Raw genomic sequence first — 15,099 nt, forward strand, 5'->3', positions numbered from 1 at the left:
CAGAATGGCTATCCTTGGCAAGAGCCGCCGCGGCCGGCCGGGCTGGGACAGGCCTATTCTATGTCGAATATTTTGCCCGGATTGAGGATATTGTTGGGGTCCAGGGCTTTTTTGATAGCTTTCATCATGGCCAGCTCGTCGGGATTGGTAAATTCTTCCATCAAATGCTTCCGCTTAAAGCCGATGCCGTGCTCGCCCGATAAGCGGCCGCCGTGGGCGTAGATGAAGGCGTACAGCTCCTGCTGGTTTTGTTCGACCCGGCGGGCCCAGTCTTCGTAGGGCGTATCGTCGGGCTTTAAGATGTTGAGATGGATGTTGCCGTCGCCGGCGTGGCTGGCAATGCGGGTGATCAGGCCGTATTTGCCGGCCAGGCGGAGAATTTCCGCCAGCAGGAGCGGTTCCTGGTCGACGGGGACGACGACGTCTTCTTTGCTGACGATGAGACTTTCGGCGCGGACTGCCTCGGCAAAGGCCTTGCGGGCCTGCCAGATTTTATTGTGGTCGGCGACGAGGACCGACGACGCGCCGTGCTGCGTGCAGAGCTCGTCTAAGGCGACGGCCTTGTCGTCCAGGTCGTCGTCATTGATGCCTTCGACTTCGACGATGAGGTAATTGCCCGAATCGCTGCCCTGCAGCTTTTCATGGAGATATTTTTCTACCGATCGGATCGTAATATTGTCCATGTATTCGACGCAGGTCGGGACGATGCCTTGCTTTAAAATGGCTCCGACGGCGCCGATGGCTTGTTCCGGCGAATCGAAAACGGCCAGCAGATCGAGGGCGTATTTAGGCTTCGGCAGGAGCTTGACCGTCGCCTTGGTGATGATGCCCAGCGTGCCTTCCGAGCCGATGACCAGCTGCTCGAGGCAGTAGCCTGTCGATTGCTTCTGCAGGCGTGCGCCGAGCTGGACGATGCGGCCCGTCGGATTGACGATTTCCACGTCGTATACCTGATGGCGCGTCGTACCGTATTTGACAGCCCGGTTGCCGCCGGCGTTGGTGGCGATATTGCCGCCGATAAAGCAGGAGTCGCCGCTGCAGGGGTCGCCGGCGTAGAACAGACCCTTGGCTTCGGCTGCGTCCTGCAGGTCCGACGTGCGGACGCCCGGTTCTACGACGGCGTATAAGGCGTCTTCGTTAATTTCCAGAATGCGGTTCATTTTTTCCAGGGACAGGACGACGCCGCCGTAAATGGGCACGGCGCCGCAGGCCAGCCCTGTACCGGCCCCGCGGGGCACGACGGGAAAATGATAGTCGTTGGCCAGCTGGACGACAGCGGCGACCTGCTCGGCCGTTTCGGCAAAGACGACGGCTTCGGGCATGTGGTGGTACGCTGGGTCGGTCACTTCGTCGTGGGAGTAGGGCTGCATTTTATCCGGATCTGTCGTGACGTTTTTAGGGCCGACGGCAGTCTGCAGTTTTTTTAAAATTTCAGGAGTAATCGGTTCATATCTCATGAGCAAAGACCTCTGTTTCTTCATAGTTTACGTTCTATTATATAATATCAGCGGCGTTTGCGAAAGTGGGCCGTATTAAATCGAGAAAAAACTTTATCTTACGTGAAAATGAAGGTATACTTATAGCATGCATGTTGCAGTGCCTACATTAAAGGAGCGGAATCATGACGGAAAAACGGGATGGGCGGCTCCGACGTACCGGGACGGTGCGCCGGCGGCGTACGAAAAAAAAGAAGGGGATGACGCTGTACAAGGGCATCGTCCTTCTCATACTGCTGGTCGGAGGAGTCTTCTTGTGCCTGCGCATGTATCAGATGTGGCAGATCCACGAGGACATGAAGCGGACGCTGCAGCAGGAGCAGGCCTTGACGGAAGAAAACCAGCGGCTGAAGGACAGGAAAGAACAGCTTATTTCCCCTGATGCCGTAGAAAAACAGGCGCGGGAACAGTTCGGACTGGCCGAGCCGGGAGAAATCCCCTACAGGCGCTGACGAGGCGTTCCGCCTTAGGAATTTACATTATTTTGCGATTGAATTTTTCGCCGTTTATGAGTATAATAGCGTTATACGTGTTATCAGCAAAGCTGAAGCATACAAGGAGGAATATAAGGTAACATGACAATCGAAGTAGGCAGTGTATTGGAAGGCACCGTGACAGGGATTACAAAATTTGGCGCTTTTGTAGAGCTTCCTGACAAGAAGGTGGGCTTGGTCCACATTTCTGAAGTTGCTAATGAGTATGTAAAAGATGTGCACGATTTCTTGAAAGTTCAGGACAAAGTAAACGTCAAAGTTTTGTCTGTCGACGATAAGGGAAAAATCGGCCTGTCTATTAAACAGACCCAGCCGGCTCCGGAAAAGAAAGAGTTCCGTCCAAGACATGAATTCCGCCAGCACAACAATTTTGACTCGAATCGCCGCTCTTCTACATCGTTGTCTTTCGAGGACCGGCTTAGTAAATTCCTGAAGGAAAGTGACGAACGCCAGATGGATTTGAAACGCAATACCGAATCAAAACGCGGCGGCCGCGGCGCTCGCCGTGCCGATTGATTTCGTATATCGGTAATCATAAGGACGAATAAAGAGTATTCCTGTCTTGGAATGCTCTTTTTGTTTTACCGACTGGAAAAGGCTGTCCGAGTTCGGAACGAGGTACATGACAGATGAAGGATAAGGAATTTGCCGTTGTCGATATCGGCTCCAATTCCCTGCGCCTGATGACGGGGCGCTGGGAAGATGATCGCTGGAAGTTTTCGGCGAAAGAATTGGAAACGACGCGCCTCGGCTATCAGATAGAAGAGACAAGGCATTTATCGCCGGAAGGGATTGAGGCCTCCCTTGCGGCCATGGCCCGATGGCAGGCCCGGTTAGGATCCGTTCCCGTCTGTGCCGTCGCGACCAGCGCAGTGCGCGAAGCCGCAGACGGCCAAGCCTTTTTGGCGGAAATACGGGCCCGTTTTGGCTGGCACTGCCGCTGCATTTCCGGCCTGGAGGAAGCGGCTCTCAGCTTCTGCGGGGCGGCAGCCGGCGTTGAAGCCGGCAAGGAGGCCGTCGTCCTGGATATCGGCGGCGGCAGCAGCGAAGTGGCCGTCGGCCGGGACGGCGTCGTCGCCTGGTCTCACAGCTATCCCTTGGGCGCCGTGCGCCTGACGAAAAAAAATCAGATGGAAGAAGGGGAACTGGCTGCTTTGGAAGCCTATTGCAGCCGGCAATGGCTGCCTGCGCCCATAGAACCTTCGGCGGCCCTTATCGGCGTAGGCGGAACGCTGACGACACTGGCCGCGATGGAGCTGGAAATGACGGAGTACGATCCGTCCCGCACCGAAGGCTGCGTCGTATCGCTGGAACGCCTGTCCTATCATCTGGACAGACTGCGGCGCATGGGTCCCGAAGGCCGCCGCCATGTAGCGGGACTGCAGCCTAAGCGCAGCGACATCATTGTCGCCGGTCTGGCCGTCGCCCGTTCCTTTTTGCAGCGCTATGGCTTTGACAGCATTCGCATCAGCGAAAGCGATTTGATGGAAGGCGTCTTTTACCGCCATTCCTTCCACGATGCCGCTTGGCGCGGAGGCGGCGGGAGCGGCCTATGAACGTCGTTGAAACTGTAGAAGCATACTGCCGGCAGCATTCGCTGTTTCAGCCGGGAGAGACGATTCTGATCGCCTGTTCCGGCGGGCCCGACTCGCTGGCATTGCTGGATATATTAGCCAGGCTGCGGCCGGCCTATGATTTGCGCCTCGCCGTATGCTACGTCCATCACGGCATTCGGGAGGCCGCCGACGAGGAGGTCCCGTTTGTACGGCAGGAAGCGGAGAAGCGGGCCTGTCCCTTTATCTGCCGCCGGACAGACGTGCCGGCGCTGGCGGCGCAGGAGCACGCGTCGCTGGAAGCTGTCGGCAGGAGAGAGCGGTACCGCCTGCTTCGCGAAGAAAAGGACCGTCTGGGGGCCGCGGCGATTGCCGTAGCCCATCATCAGGACGACCAGGCGGAAACGGTGCTGCTGCACTTGCTGCGCGGCAGCGGACTGACCGGATTGGGCGCGATGCGGCCGCAAACCGGCGACGTCATCCGTCCGCTCCTGAGTATAACGCGCGGAGAGATCGACGCCTATGTCAAAGAGCGGAATCTGACGCCCCGTCACGATGAAACGAACGACTCCGTCCAGTTTACGCGCAACCGCATCCGCCTGGAGCTGCTGCCGGCGCTGCGGCAGTACAATCCGTCCGTCGTCGGCGATTTAAACCGGCTGGCCCAGATTGCCCAGACCGAAGACGACTGCATGGCTCAGTGGGCGAGCCGTCTGTACGAGGCTCACGTCAGGCCGTGCCCAGGCGGAGCCGGCGTAGAAAAGAAATGGTTTCTCAGCCAGCCCGCGGCGCTGCAGCGCCGCCTCGTGCGTCTGCTGTGCCGGAACGCGACGGGGACGGAGCGGGATATACCCTTTCATTACGTAGAAACGATACGGGAGCTGGCCTGCAAGGGCGCGGGAAAGCAGTTCCAGACGGGCAGCGTCACAGCTTATACGACGAAGGCCGGCCTATGCGTCGTAGTATCGCAGGGCGTAAAGGGCCGGCGCAGAAAGAAAAAATAAAAACACGAAAGAACCGCAGGGAAGCCTGCGTCGCTATATATACTTTGTCATTCCGGGGAGGATATACTATGCATCAGGACGTAAAAGAAATATTATTTACAGAAGAACAAATACAGAAACGAGTGCGGGAAATGGGCGCGCAGATCACGGCTGATTACGCCGGCAAGACGATCTTGCTGTGCGGCATTTTGAAAGGCGCCGTCGTATTTTATACGGATTTGGCCCGTCAGATTCAGGGTCCCGTAAAATTTGACTTCATGAGCTGCTCCAGCTACGGCTCGTCGGCCACGTCGTCCGGCGCGGTTACGATTCGCAAGGACATGGACAACGACGTCGCCGGCAAGGACATCCTCATCGTCGAGGATATTATCGATACGGGCATTACGCTGAGCTACCTCGTGCCCTATTTGAAAGAGCGCGGCGCCAATTCGGTTAAGCTGGCTACCTTGCTGAGCAAGCCGTCGCGCCGGAAGGTCGATATCCACGTCGACTACAACGGCTTTGAAATTCCCGACGCCTTCGTCGTCGGCTACGGCCTCGATTACGACAGCTCCTATCGGAACCTGCCCTATATCGGTATCTTGAAGGAAGAAATCTATACGAAATAAACATATACTATTACCGTCTTGGTTTGCGGGAAAAGCTGTTGTTGCATTGTCCGAAGTATGGTAATATAGATATTGTATTGGTTGCATGACATTACTTAACGATAGATTACTTTGAAAGGAGTAGTATCTTGAGCAAATTTGTGCGTAATGTAAGTTTATACTTACTGATTATCATCGTTGCCGTTTCTATCATCGATGCGTTTACGACAAATAAAGCTGATAAATCGGAAATTTCCTATACGAATTTCATGAATCAGGTTCAGCAGAAAAAAGTAGACGCAGTCCAGATTACGGACGACCACGCCATCGTCGGTCAGCTGAAGGACGGCACGTCTTTTACATCGTACGCCCCGACGGACGCGGCTATGATGCCGGCCCTGCGCGACGCGGAGGTCAACGTCATCGCCAAGCCGCCTGAACAGCCCTCGTGGTGGATGAGCCTGCTGAGCTCTATCCTGCCGATTTTGATTCTCATCGGTGTGTGGTTTTTCATCATGCAGCAGACCCAGGGCGGCGGCGGCCGGGTGATGAATTTCGGCAAGAGCCATGCGAAGATGCACGGCGAAGGAAAAATCAAGGTATCCTTTAAAGACGTTGCCGGCGAAGACGAAGCGAAGGAAGAATTGGCGGAAATCGTCGAATTTCTCCGCAATCCCGGCAAATACAACAACATCGGCGCCAAGATTCCCAAAGGCGTGCTGCTCTTCGGGCCTCCGGGCACCGGGAAAACCCTGCTGGCCCGGGCCGTTGCCGGCGAAGCAGGCGTTCCCTTTTTCAGCATCAGCGGCTCCGACTTCGTAGAAATGTTCGTCGGCGTCGGCGCGTCCCGCGTGCGCGATCTGTTCTCCCAGGCTAAGAAAAACGCGCCGTGCATCGTCTTCATCGACGAAATCGACGCCGTAGGCCGCCAGCGCGGCGCAGGCCTTGGCGGCGGTCACGACGAACGCGAACAGACGCTGAACCAGCTGCTCGTAGAAATGGACGGCTTTGGCGCCAACGAAGGCATCATTACGATTGCCGCGACGAACCGTCCCGATATCCTCGACCCGGCGCTGCTGCGTCCCGGCCGTTTTGACCGGCAGATCACCGTCGACCGTCCGGATCTTCGGGGCCGCCGGGCTATCCTGGAAGTGCACGCAAAAGGCAAGCCTCTCGGCAAGGACGTCGATTTGGATATTATCGCCAAGAAGACGCCGGGCTTTACCGGCGCCGATTTGGGCAACCTGCTGAACGAAGCGGCGCTGCTAGCGGCTCGCGCTGATAAAAAAGTCATCAACATGGCCGAACTGGAAGAAGCCAGCGAAAAGGTATGCTTCGGTCCGGAACGGCGCAGCCATGTCATCAGCGACAAGGAAAAGCGGCTGACGGCCGTTCACGAATCGGGCCACGCCCTGATTGCCTATTTGCTGCAGCCGAACTCCGACCCGGTCCATAAGGTCACGATTATTCCCCGCGGCCGCGCCGGCGGCTATACGATGATGCTGCCGAATGAAGAACGGTCCTATGAGACGAAATCGTATTATCTGGCGCAGATCCGCGTCGCCTTGGGCGGCCGGGCTGCTGAAGAAATCGTCTTCAATGAAATCAGCAGCGGCGCGTCGGGTGACTTGCAGAGCGTTACCCGCATCGTCCGCCAGATGATTACCCGCCTGGGCATGAGCTCCAAGCTGGGGCCGATGGTCTTCGGCGAACAGCAGGACCAGGTGTTCCTGGGCAAGAGCCTGGGCCACGACCGCAATTACGGCGAAGGCGTAGCCGAACTGATCGACAAGGAAATGCACGATATCGTTACCGAGGCCTATGCGGACGTACTGCGCATGCTGAAGGAAAACATCAAGGCTCTTCACAGCATGGCAGAAGCGCTGCTGGAAATCGAAACGATTAATCACGAACAGGTAGAAAATCTGATTAAATATGGTTCGCTGGAAGCACCTAAGCCGGAAGGCGACAGCGAAAGCGCCGAAGGCGCCGAACCGGCGGAAGGGCAGAAGCCTCATGTAGAAGTCAGCCCGTGGGGCAATACCGTATCAGAAGACAAAAACTAAATGAAAAAGCTGCGGCACTGTCGCAGCTTTTTTATGTGACGGAGAAAGTTTCTGGCAGATACATAAAATATGTAATGATTTATATTACTTTTTCTTGATATTGACAGGGATTTCTTTTATGCTACAATTTCTGTATGCCCAAAGATATAGGTATGTCAGCTATATCTATGTCGGCATCGTATCGTTAGTATTAGGAGTGAAAAAGAATGAGACAGGATATCCTGGATTATTTGATGGAGAATCAGGGGACTTTCGTATCCGGACAAAAAATTTCCGAATTATTTGGGATTTCCCGTACAGCCGTTTGGAAACATATCCGCGTCTTAAAACAGCGGGGATACGTCATTGAATCGTATACGAAAAAAGGCTATTGTTTGAAAGAAGCGCCGGAGCTGCTGCGGCCGGAGCAGATTGCCAACGGGCTGAAAACCGGCCTGTTTGGAAAAAAGATTGTGTATTTTGAAAAGGTGGATTCGACGAATACGGTGGCCAAACGACTGGCCGACCAGGGCGCTGATGAAGGGACGATCGTCGTCGCCGAAGAACAGACCGGCGGGAGAGGACGGCTGGATCGTTCTTTCATTTCGCCCTTCGCTCAGGGGATTTGGTTTTCCCTTATTTTGCGGCCTACCTTTCCGCCTATGGAGGTTTCTAAGCTGACGCTGGTTGCCGCCGTGGCTCTGACCAAGGTGCTGCGCCGGGCCGGCCTCATCCACTGCGGCATCAAGTGGCCCAACGATATCCTGGTCGGCGACAAGAAGCTGGTCGGGATCTTGACGGAGCTGAACGCGTCCGTTGAAAAGATCAACTACGTCGTCATGGGCATCGGCATCAACACGGCCCTCGGCAAAAAAGCGATGCCGCGGGAGCTGAAAAAGACCGTGACGAGCTTCGCCATAGAAAACGTGCCCGTACAGCGGGTAGAGCTGCTGCAGGACATATTGCGCGAATTGGAACGGTATTACGACGTGGCCAGCGAGCAGGGCTTCGCGCCGATTCTGGAAGAATGGAAGGTCTTGTCCTGCATGCTGGGACGGGACGTAGAAGTCTCAGCGTCGGACCGGTCGTTTACGGGAAAGGCCGTGACGCTGGACGAAAACGGCAACCTGATGGTCGAGACGGCAAACGGCATGGAACGGGTGCTGGCCGGCGACGTGCGGGTTCGCCCCGTCTGACAGGACAGCGGCAATCGAATAGGGTAAAGGCGGCATACGCAGTGCAGGACGAGCTGCGGCATGCCGCTTTTTCTTTGGAAAATAGACGGCAAGACCTATCCAAGGAAGAAAAACTTTGTTATTATAGTAACCGTATATTATTTCATTTAGGGCAGGGAGAGTACAACGTATGTTATTAGTCATTGATGTAGGAAATACAAATATTGTTCTCGGCGTATTCAAGGGAAAGGAATTGCTGGACCATTGGCGCATTTCGACGAACAAGCTGCGCACGACGGACGAATACGGCGTGCTGATTCGCGACCTCTTTTACTTGAACGATGTGAATTCGGAAGATATCGACTCGATCATTATTTCGTCTGTCGTACCGCCGGTTATGCCGACGCTGGAACGCATGTGCCAGCGCTACTTCGGCTTGGTGCCGCTCATCATCGGGCCGGGCGTGAAGACGGGCATGGATATTAAATACGACAATCCCCGCGAGGTAGGCGCCGACCGCATCGTCAATGCCGTGGCGGCTTACGCGAAATACGGCGGCCCGGTCATCATCATCGACTTCGGTACGGCTACGACCTTCTGCGCCGTCGATAAGAAGGGCAACTACCTCGGCGGCTCTATCTGCCCGGGCATCGGTATTTCGACGGACGCCCTGGTGCAGCGCACGGCCAAGCTGCCGCGTATTGAAATCCGCCGGACGGAAAAAGTCATTTGCCGCAATACGGTGGAAAGCATGCAGGCCGGCGTGTACTACGGCTACATCGGCCAGATCGAAGGCATTGTCAATCACATGCGCAGGGAATTGGGCGGCAACGCCAAGGTCGTCGCGACAGGCGGCTTTGCCGTCGTCCTTGCGCCGGAAACGAAGGCCATCGACGTCGTAGAACCGATGCTGACGTTGGAAGGACTGAGAATTATTTATGAACGAAATTGCTAAGCCCTTTGCCATCGGCCCGGTCCGGCTCGAACGGCCGGTCATCCTGGCGCCTATGGCCGGCGTATGCGATTTGCCGTACCGCGTCATTGCCCGCCGCTATGGCGCGGCTTTGGTCTGCACGGAAATGGTCAGCTCTCAGGGGATACGCTATAAAAACAAGCATACAGAAGAACTGCTGTATATCGACGAGCGGGAGCATCCCCTGTCGATGCAGATATTCGGGGCCGATCCCGTCGTCATGGCCCAGGCGGCGATAGCCGTCGAACAGGCTGGCGCAGATATTGTCGATATCAACATGGGCTGTCCCGTCAAAAAGATCGTCAAAAACGGCGAAGGTTCTGCCTTGATGAAGGATTTGCCCAAGGCGGAACAGGTCATCGCCGCCGTCGTAAAGGCTGTGTCGATTCCCGTCACCGTAAAAATGCGTACCGGATGGGACGACGATTCCTTTACAGCCGTTGAATTGGCTCAGCGGGCGGAAGCTGCCGGCGCGGCGGCTATTACCGTTCACGGCCGGACGCGGGAGCAGTTTTACAGCGGCCGCGCCGATTTGGACAAGATACGGCAGGTCGTAGAAGCCGTCTCTATCCCGGTCATCGGTAACGGCGACATCGTAGACGGCCCGTCGGCGGTGCACATGTTTGAGGCGACGGGCTGCGCCGCCGTCATGGTCGGCCGGGGCGCCCAGGGGAATCCGTGGATTTTCCCGCAGATATACCGCTATATGGATACGGGTGAAATCCTGCCGCCGCCGTCGCCGATGGAACGGTACGAGCAAATTCTGGAGCACTTTGAAGCCCTGCTGGCCTACAAGGGCGAATATATCGGCGTGCGGGAAATGCGGGCCCACGCCTCGTGGTACACGAAGGGCATGTACGGCTCGGCGGCCCTGCGCGAACGCATCAATCGGGCCGACACGGCTCAGGCCTTCAGGGACTGCATCCATACGATGATGGAAGAAGCGGCGCAGTCTTAGTACAACGAGTAAACAGCTTCGCATGGTGCTTGTGGCGGACAATGCGCAGCTGTTGTCGTAAAATAAGTGCAAAAAAATGTATTAGATTGAGCGAGGCTGACATATGAGAAATGAGGACTATCATGTTGACAGACAGACAGACAGCTTATATCTATTTTAGTTCCTTGTTATAATGAAGAAGCTGCGCTGCCTGTATTTTATGACCGAACGTCGAAGGTTATAAACTCGATTAACCGATACGAGTTTCAATTTGTATTTGTAAATGACGGCAGTACTGATGACACGCTGCGTATTCTTAAGGAATTGCGAGAACGGGATACACGAGTATGCTATATTGACTTGTCCCGCAATTTCGGCAAAGAAATCGCCATGATTGCCGGTATCGATTATTTATCCGGCGACGCGGCTATTATCATGGATGCCGATTTGCAGGATCCACCGGAGTTAATTCCCGAAATGATTTCCTATTGGGAACAAGGATACGACGATGTATGCGCCAAACGAACCAGCCGTGAAGGAGAAACGTTCTTCAAAAAATGGTCGTCCCATATGTTTTACCGCATACTGCAAGGCGTATCGAATATTCCGATTCAGAAGGATGTCGGCGATTTCAGGCTGTTGGATAAGCAATGTCTGGAAGCGTTACGATTAATGCGCGAATCGCAGCGTTATACGAAAGGCTTATTTAGTTGGATTGGATTTAATAAAAAAGAAATCCTTTTTGAACGGCCGGCGCGGATTGCTGGAAAAACGAAGTGGAATTATTGGAAGTTGTTAAATTTAGCCATTGAAGGATTAACTAGTTTTACGATAGCGCCGCTGCGGCTGGCAGCCTTTGTCGGCTGCGTACTGGCGTTTTTGGCCATGATGTACATGGCTGTCATCATTATCAAGACAATTATATATGGAGGCGATGTAGCAGGGTATCCATCCTTGATCACCGTGATACTGTTTATTGGCGGAGTCCAATTATTCTTCCTGGGGATTATGGGAGAGTATTTAGGGCGCGTGTTCAATGAAAGTAAATTCAGGCCATTGTATTTAGTTAAAACGTATAATGGTCAGAGAATAGTACGACAAAAATTTTATGGGGGTCGAGGATAATGCAAAAGATTAAAAATTTTTTTAGTTCTGTTTATTATTGGGGAACATTTAATACAAAAGAAAGAGATATTTTTAAGTGGCTGGTTGGTTTATTTTGTGTATATGTTTTTCCAATTGTTTTAGCAAATGTATATTATATTGACGATTTAGGGAGAGCGCTTAGCGGATTTGCATGGACAAGTAATGGGCGGCCATTTGCTGGATTTATTATGTCTTTAATAGAATTTGGTAAACCTCTTGCAGATGTTTCTCCGCTGACACAATTTTTATCAGTTCTTGTGTTGGCATATGTATTGGTTTTATGGTCTAGAAAATATATACCAAAAGAAAATTTATATGTAACTGTATGTTGTTTATTTTTGTGCATTGCAAATCCCTTTTTTCTAGAGAACTTATCTTATAAATTTGATTCATTGCCTATGACATTGGCGGTAAGTCTTTGTTTGTTTGCCTTTTCTTTACCAGCTTCTTTAAGCAGAAAAAAAGAAGCTGTATGTGTTGGTATTGCTGTTATTCTTACATTATCGCTTTATCAGGCAGCATTAGGAATGTATTTATGTTTTATTGCTATAGAAAGTATGGCAGGACTAGTAGCCAAAAAAGATTTAAAATATTTAACCCAAAAAGTATTATTTCGCGGAGCTGTAATTGGATGTGCTAGCGTTTTATATAAAATAACTATTGCGCAGAGATTTGTTGGTAAGGATGGGTATAACGCTGTTCACTCACAAATGATTTTGCCCGTAAATTATGAAAGCATACAGACTATCATTCATAATTGTTTATCTTTCTTTGATTTAATTAAAGAATATGTTTATTCTATACCAGTTGGGGGCAAAGTAATAATTTTGCTAGCTTGTATTTGGGCATTAGTTCTTATATTGGCTTCATATGTGAAATGCTATAGGAGTCATAAAATTGGGAGTACTTTTTTTTGGCTTTCATCAATTTGTATTATTATTATTTTTGGTAGCTTTTTACCTTTGTTATTGTTGAAGGTTCCGGTTATAGCTCCGAGAACATTGATATCGGCTTGTAGTATTACACTGTGGATCGGCTTATTAATAACATACCTTTCTCATAAGAAAAAGATTGTTACGTTATTGTTTGTTCCCATGATTTTGTTTGCATTTTCTTATTCTTATGTATATGGGAACGTTTTGAACAAACAGAGTGAAGGCAATATTTTTATTGCCAAATTAATTAATGTGGATTTAAATCAATTAAATTATAGTGGAAATATAAAAACAGTAACAATTATAGGCAATGCTCCTGAAACTAAAGAATACCAATTTGAAAGTAAGAAGTATCCTTTGATGAAGCGATTAGTTCCTATATATATGCGAGGGGGGTGGTTCTGGGGATATAAACTTCTGGATAATTACTCTTTTAATAAATATAATTGGGAGGAAGAAAAAAAGATTGATAAGTCTTTCATAGAAAAACAAAAAGCAGTGAGAGAAAATAGCATTTATGAAATTTATATTGATGGAGAGCGAGCGATTATATCGTTTCGATAACACTAGACAAAAGTTCTTTTTCATTGACATACATAACAGATACGCATATAATTAAAGTTATCGTAAAATAGAAAGGTGGAAATAGTGCCAAGGTGTCTTGACACTATTTCTATTTGCCGTCATAGGGAAAAGGAGTACTAATATGACAAATGAAACGCTGATTACGCAAGAAGGTCTGGAACAATTAAAGGAAGAATTAAACGAGCTGAAATCAGTTCGCCGCATTAAAGTTTCCAAACGTATTCAGGAAGCAATCGCTTTGGGCGACTTGAGCGAAAACTCTGAATATGATGACGCTAAAAATGAACAGGCTTTTGTCGAAGGCCGCATTTCCGAACTGGAAAATAAAATCCGTACGGCAAAAATCATTCAGGAATCTGACGACAGCAGCGCGAAGGTGCGCCTGGGCTCTAAAGTGATTCTGGAAGACGTAGAAACGGGCGACCGTTTTGAATATACCGTCGTCGGCACGGCGGAAGCCGATCCGTTCAACAATAGAATTTCCAATGAATCTCCCGTAGGCAAGGCGATTTTGGGACAGCCGATCAACGAAGCGAATCCCGTCGTCGTCACGGTCAAAGCGCCGGCAGGCGAATTGAAATACCGGATTTTGCCGTTTACGGCGGAATAAAAAAGCCTATAGGAGGAATTGTCATGTCCGATGAAATGCAGAAAGAAAATCTTGTCATAGAAGAAGAAAAATTAAACGACCAAATGAAGGTGCGCCGCGAAAAGATGCAGAGCTTTATCGACGCCGGCGTCTATCCCTTCGGTCAAAAATTTGACTGGGATCACCATGCCCAGGAATTGAAGGACCAGGCAGAAGCCCTGGAAAAAGATGAAACGGTCGTCCGCATTGCCGGCCGCCTCATGGCGATCCGCCGTCACGGCAAGACGGCGTTCTGCGTCCTTCGCGATATCAGCGGCGAAATCCAGCTGTATTTCCGCAAGGATATTTTGGGTGAAGAATCGTATACCTTGTTCAAGCTGCTGGATATCGGCGATATCGTCGGCGTCGAAGGGGTTGTTTTCACGACTCACACGGGCGAAACGACGGTCCGCGTTGAAAAATGGACGCTGCTGTCCAAGTCTCTCCGTCCGCTGCCGGAAAAATTCCACGGCCTGACGGATAAGGAAACGCGCTATCGCCAGCGGTATTTGGATCTCATCGTCAATCCGGAAGTAAAAGACACGTTCATTAAACGATCCCAGATTATCAAGGGCATTCGCCAGTATTTGGACGAACGGGGATTCCTGGAAGTAGAAACGCCGATGCTGCACACGATTGCCGGCGGCGCGGCTGCCCGTCCCTTCAAGACCCACCACAACGCCCTCGACATGGATATTTACCTGCGCATTGCGCCGGAACTGCACTTGAAGCGCCTGCTCGTCGGCGGTTTGGAACGGGTATATGAAATGAACCGCTGCTTCCGCAACGAAGGCATCGACACGCGCCACAACCCGGAATTTACGACGGTAGAATTGTACCAGGCTTACGGCGATTTGGAAGACGTCATCAAGATTACGGAAGAAATGGTATCACAGCTGGCTATGAAGCTGTACGGTACGATGAAGATTACCTATATCGACAAGGAAATCGACTTGACGCCGCCCTGGGACAGAATGACCATGATCGAAGCCGTTAAAAAATACACCGGCGAAGACTTCACGGACGTCAAGACTGTAGAAGAAGCGCGGGCTATTGCCGACAAGCTGCACGTCGAATACGGCGAATACGACGGCATCGGCAAGATTATCAACGGCTGCTTTGAAGATTACGTAGAAGAAAACCTGATTCAGCCGACGATCATTACGAACCATCCGCTGGAAATTTCGCCGCTAAGCAAGCAGGATCCGGATAACCCCTTGCTGACCTATCGCTTCGAAGGCTTTATTTACGGCCGCGAACTGGCCAACGGCTTCGGCGAATTGAACGATCCTATCGATCAGCGCAACCGCTTTGTCGAACAGATGAAGGAACGCGAACGGGGCGATGACGAAGCTCATCAGATGGATGAAGACTACTGCCGCGCTCTGGAATACGGCCTGCCGCCGACAGGCGGCCTGGGTATCGGCATCGACCGCTTGGTCATGTTCCTTACCAACAGCGCGTCCATTCGCGACGTATTGTTGTTCCCGCTTAGCCGTCCGGAACAGAAATAATTAGGAAACACCCTTTGAACCATCGTG

At 51.6% G+C, this 15,099-nt stretch carries 14 protein-coding genes; 13 read left to right on the forward strand and 1 reads right to left on the reverse strand.

Annotation, left to right across the window (positions count from 1 at the left end; genetic code table 11):
- Positions 1–53: 53 nt before the first annotated feature.
- Positions 54–1,457, reverse strand: coding sequence for an FAD-binding oxidoreductase (locus B5F80_RS00170; protein ID WP_087476790.1), 1,404 nt, complete (start codon positions 1,455–1,457; stop codon positions 54–56).
- 164 nt (positions 1,458–1,621) lie between these two features.
- Between B5F80_RS00170 and B5F80_RS00175 the strand changes: the two genes are divergently transcribed.
- The 13 genes from B5F80_RS00175 to lysS all read left to right on the forward strand — a co-directional run bounded on the left by B5F80_RS00175 (position 1,622) and on the right by lysS (position 15,072).
- Positions 1,622–1,948, forward strand: a complete 327-nt coding sequence (locus tag B5F80_RS00175; protein WP_087476791.1) for a septum formation initiator family protein — start codon at positions 1,622–1,624, stop codon at positions 1,946–1,948.
- 123 nt (positions 1,949–2,071) lie between these two features.
- Positions 2,072–2,506: a S1 domain-containing RNA-binding protein gene (locus B5F80_RS00180; protein WP_087476792.1), complete on the forward strand. Its 435-nt coding sequence runs from the start codon at positions 2,072–2,074 to the stop codon at positions 2,504–2,506.
- A gap of 113 nt (positions 2,507–2,619) precedes the next feature.
- Positions 2,620–3,546, forward strand: coding sequence for a phosphatase (locus B5F80_RS00185; RefSeq protein WP_087476793.1), 927 nt, complete (start codon positions 2,620–2,622; stop codon positions 3,544–3,546).
- Positions 3,543–4,547: a tRNA lysidine(34) synthetase TilS gene (gene tilS, locus B5F80_RS00190; protein ID WP_087476794.1), complete on the forward strand. Its 1,005-nt coding sequence runs from the start codon at positions 3,543–3,545 to the stop codon at positions 4,545–4,547. The genes B5F80_RS00185 and tilS overlap by 4 nt, the downstream gene beginning before the upstream one ends.
- Before the next feature lie 68 nt (positions 4,548–4,615).
- The gene (hpt, locus tag B5F80_RS00195) at positions 4,616–5,155 is read left to right on the forward strand and encodes a hypoxanthine phosphoribosyltransferase (protein ID WP_087476795.1); all 540 of its coding nucleotides are present in this window, start codon (positions 4,616–4,618) and stop codon (positions 5,153–5,155) included.
- 128 nt (positions 5,156–5,283) lie between these two features.
- Positions 5,284–7,200: an ATP-dependent zinc metalloprotease FtsH gene (gene ftsH / locus B5F80_RS00200; protein WP_204246298.1), complete on the forward strand. Its 1,917-nt coding sequence runs from the start codon at positions 5,284–5,286 to the stop codon at positions 7,198–7,200.
- Between the two features lie 206 nt (positions 7,201–7,406).
- Positions 7,407–8,375 carry a biotin--[acetyl-CoA-carboxylase] ligase gene (locus tag B5F80_RS00205; RefSeq protein ID WP_087476797.1) on the forward strand — a complete coding sequence of 323 codons (969 nt, stop codon included), beginning with the start codon at positions 7,407–7,409 and terminating at the stop codon, positions 8,373–8,375.
- A 169-nt stretch (positions 8,376–8,544) separates the two neighbouring features.
- The gene (locus tag B5F80_RS00210; RefSeq protein ID WP_087476798.1) at positions 8,545–9,309 is read left to right on the forward strand and encodes a type III pantothenate kinase; all 765 of its coding nucleotides are present in this window, start codon (positions 8,545–8,547) and stop codon (positions 9,307–9,309) included.
- Positions 9,293–10,285 carry a tRNA dihydrouridine synthase DusB gene (dusB, locus tag B5F80_RS00215; RefSeq protein ID WP_087476799.1) on the forward strand — a complete coding sequence of 331 codons (993 nt, stop codon included), beginning with the start codon at positions 9,293–9,295 and terminating at the stop codon, positions 10,283–10,285. Before B5F80_RS00210 ends, dusB begins: the two co-directional genes overlap by 17 nt.
- A 153-nt stretch (positions 10,286–10,438) precedes the next feature.
- Positions 10,439–11,389, forward strand: a complete 951-nt coding sequence (locus B5F80_RS00220) for a glycosyltransferase family 2 protein (RefSeq protein ID WP_255376387.1) — start codon at positions 10,439–10,441, stop codon at positions 11,387–11,389.
- The gene (locus tag B5F80_RS00225) at positions 11,389–12,909 is read left to right on the forward strand and encodes a glucosyltransferase domain-containing protein (protein WP_087476801.1); all 1,521 of its coding nucleotides are present in this window, start codon (positions 11,389–11,391) and stop codon (positions 12,907–12,909) included. Before B5F80_RS00220 ends, B5F80_RS00225 begins: the two co-directional genes overlap by 1 nt.
- Before the next feature lie 142 nt (positions 12,910–13,051).
- Positions 13,052–13,540 carry a transcription elongation factor GreA gene (greA, locus tag B5F80_RS00230; RefSeq protein WP_087476802.1) on the forward strand — a complete coding sequence of 163 codons (489 nt, stop codon included), beginning with the start codon at positions 13,052–13,054 and terminating at the stop codon, positions 13,538–13,540.
- Between the two features lie 23 nt (positions 13,541–13,563).
- Positions 13,564–15,072 (forward strand): lysine--tRNA ligase, encoded by a 1,509-nt coding sequence (lysS, locus tag B5F80_RS00235; protein WP_087476803.1) that lies wholly within the window; start codon positions 13,564–13,566, stop codon positions 15,070–15,072.
- Positions 15,073–15,099 lie beyond the last annotated feature (27 nt).

Source organism: Megasphaera sp. An286 (assembly GCF_002163455.1).
GTDB classification, from domain to species: Bacteria; Bacillota; Negativicutes; order Veillonellales; family Megasphaeraceae; genus Megasphaera; species Megasphaera stantonii.

Coding starts and splice junctions, on each gene's coding strand:
- B5F80_RS00170 (WP_087476790.1), bottom strand. CDS start 1,457: ATGAGATATGAACCGATTACTCCTGAAATTTTAAAAAAACTGCAGACT.
- B5F80_RS00175 (WP_087476791.1), top strand. CDS start 1,622: ATGACGGAAAAACGGGATGGGCGGCTCCGACGTACCGGGACGGTGCGC.
- B5F80_RS00180 (WP_087476792.1), top strand. CDS start 2,072: ATGACAATCGAAGTAGGCAGTGTATTGGAAGGCACCGTGACAGGGATT.
- B5F80_RS00185 (WP_087476793.1), top strand. CDS start 2,620: ATGAAGGATAAGGAATTTGCCGTTGTCGATATCGGCTCCAATTCCCTG.
- tilS (WP_087476794.1), top strand. CDS start 3,543: ATGAACGTCGTTGAAACTGTAGAAGCATACTGCCGGCAGCATTCGCTG.
- hpt (WP_087476795.1), top strand. CDS start 4,616: ATGCATCAGGACGTAAAAGAAATATTATTTACAGAAGAACAAATACAG.
- B5F80_RS00205 (WP_087476797.1), top strand. CDS start 7,407: ATGAGACAGGATATCCTGGATTATTTGATGGAGAATCAGGGGACTTTC.
- B5F80_RS00210 (WP_087476798.1), top strand. CDS start 8,545: ATGTTATTAGTCATTGATGTAGGAAATACAAATATTGTTCTCGGCGTA.
- dusB (WP_087476799.1), top strand. CDS start 9,293: ATGAACGAAATTGCTAAGCCCTTTGCCATCGGCCCGGTCCGGCTCGAA.
- B5F80_RS00225 (WP_087476801.1), top strand. CDS start 11,389: ATGCAAAAGATTAAAAATTTTTTTAGTTCTGTTTATTATTGGGGAACA.
- greA (WP_087476802.1), top strand. CDS start 13,052: ATGACAAATGAAACGCTGATTACGCAAGAAGGTCTGGAACAATTAAAG.
- lysS (WP_087476803.1), top strand. CDS start 13,564: ATGTCCGATGAAATGCAGAAAGAAAATCTTGTCATAGAAGAAGAAAAA.